This window comes from Caulobacter sp. CCH9-E1 (assembly GCF_001556515.1).
Taxonomy (GTDB): Bacteria; Pseudomonadota; Alphaproteobacteria; order Caulobacterales; family Caulobacteraceae; genus Caulobacter.
In genome coordinates, this window is sequence record NZ_LSJA01000032.1 from 1 (window position 1) to 1,751 (window position 1,751).

A 1,751-nucleotide genomic window follows, 5' to 3' on the forward strand; every position below is an offset into this window, starting at 1 on the left:
GGCCCCAGTCCTTGTAGAAGATCTGCACGCCGTCCTGGGTCGTGACGTAGCCGCTCTGGGCGCGGTCGGCGGTCGGCCTGGCGGCGGCCTTGGGAGTCGCGGCCTGAACGGCCAGGGGCGCGGCGACGGCCGCGGCGGTCAGGCCGAGACCAGCGGTCATCAGCCCACGGCGGGAAGCTTGGTTCGACTGGCTCATGATCATCCTCATGTAATTTGCGCGATAATGATTATCGCGATAACAAGATGATTATGCCTGAGCTCCACGCGTGTCCAGCGGATTCTTTATCGCGATATCATTTTTCGCCGGAAGAGAGGAGAGCGGCGCGGAGGCCCCGCGCGAGAGGCGGATTGGAGGAGCATTCCCTCCCGCGAGGGGGAGGGAATGCTCGAGCCGAAGCTTACAGCTGCTCCAGCAGGTACTCGGCGGAGGAAACCTTGAACTGGCCGGCTTCCTCGACGTTCAGCTGGGTGACGACGCCGTCCTTGGCGATCAGCGAATAGCGCTGCGAGCGCGCGCCCATGCCGAACTTGCTGCCGTCGAAATCGAGGCCGACAGCGCGGGTGAAGTCGCCATTGCCGTCGGCCAGCAGCAGGACTTCGCCGTCGATGCCCTGGTCCTTGCCCCAGGCCTTCATCACGAAGACATCGTTGACCGAGACGCAGGCGATCGCATCCACGCCCTTGGCCTTCAGCTCGGCGGCCTTCTCCTTGAAGCCCGGCAGGTGCTTGGCCGAGCAGGTCGGGGTGAAGGCGCCCGGCACGGCGAACAGCGCCACGGTCTTGCCCTTGAAGATGTCGTCGGTGCTGATCGGCGCCGGCCCTTCGGCCGTGCTGGTCATGAAAGTCGCCGCGGGCAGCTTGTCGCCAACCTTGATCGCCATGGGCCGTGTTCCTCTATTGTGCGTTTGGAAGGTCTTGGAGATATCCCCGCGCCGCTCGACCGCCAAGCCACCGTTTTTGGAAACACGCGACGCGGATTCTCATCGACGCGACTTGAAAGCGTCGCACGGAGGGCCAATGCTCCATTCATGGCCAGCTTGATCGACGACGAGGACGAAGGCGAATTCCTGACCGGGCGTCTTCTGGTGGCGATGCCGGGCATCGAAGACCCGCGCTTCGAACGGGCCGTGCTCTATCTGTGCGCGCACGACGAGGAGCAGGCCATGGGCCTGGCGGTCAATCGTCCCGTCGAAGGCCTGACCGTCGTCGAGCTGCTGGAGCGGCTGGGCGTCAAGTCGAACATCCAGGCGCCGCGCGACCTGGTCCTGCTGGGCGGCCCGATCGAGCGCGAGCGCGGCTTCGTGCTGCATACCGACGACTTCCACTCGCCGGACTCCTCCCTGCCCATCGCGGAGGGTCTCAGCCTGACCGCCACCCGCGACGTGCTCGACGCGATGGCCAGCCCTCACCGGCGCCCCCGCAAGGCGATCCTGGCGCTCGGCTATGCCGGCTGGGGCCCTGGTCAGCTCGAGCAGGAGCTGCGCGACAACATCTGGCTGATCTGCGACGCCGACGAGAGCCTGCTGTTCGACGAGGACCACGAGCACAAATGGACCCGGGCCCTGGCCAAGCTGGGAATCACCGCCGACCACCTGTCGACGACGGCGGGGCGGGCTTAGAAAACCCTCTCCCCGTCGGAGAGGTGTCGGCGCAGCCGACGGAGAGGGGAAAGGCCGGGGCAGCAAAACTTCCCCCACCGGCGCTTCGCGCCACCTCGTGTGATGGAGATGAGCTAGCGTGAGGAGCGGCCG

The 1,751-nt window shown here is 66.0% G+C and carries 2 protein-coding genes and 1 pseudogene; 1 reads left to right on the top strand and 2 read right to left on the bottom strand.

Annotation, left to right across the window (positions count from 1 at the left end; all coding sequences use genetic code 11):
* Together AX690_RS01775 and AX690_RS01780 are read right to left on the bottom strand one after the other, a co-directional pair.
* Positions 1 to 196: pseudogene (locus tag AX690_RS01775) on the bottom strand (alpha/beta hydrolase); the annotation flags it as partial.
* Between the two features lie 202 nt (positions 197 to 398).
* Positions 399 to 881, bottom strand: a complete 483-nt coding sequence (locus AX690_RS01780) for a peroxiredoxin (protein ID WP_066730218.1) — start codon at positions 879 to 881, stop codon at positions 399 to 401.
* Positions 882 to 1,028: 147 nt separating this feature from the next.
* Between AX690_RS01780 and AX690_RS01785 the strand changes: the two genes are divergently transcribed.
* Positions 1,029 to 1,619: a YqgE/AlgH family protein gene (locus AX690_RS01785; protein WP_066730220.1), complete on the top strand. Its 591-nt coding sequence runs from the start codon at positions 1,029 to 1,031 to the stop codon at positions 1,617 to 1,619.
* Positions 1,620 to 1,751: the final 132 nt, after the last annotated feature.

Excerpts from the sequence above, each read along its gene's own strand:
- AX690_RS01785 (WP_066730220.1), top strand. The coding sequence starts at position 1,029 with ATGGCCAGCTTGATCGACGACGAGGACGAAGGCGAATTCCTGACCGGG.
- AX690_RS01780 (WP_066730218.1), bottom strand. The coding sequence starts at position 881 with ATGGCGATCAAGGTTGGCGACAAGCTGCCCGCGGCGACTTTCATGACC.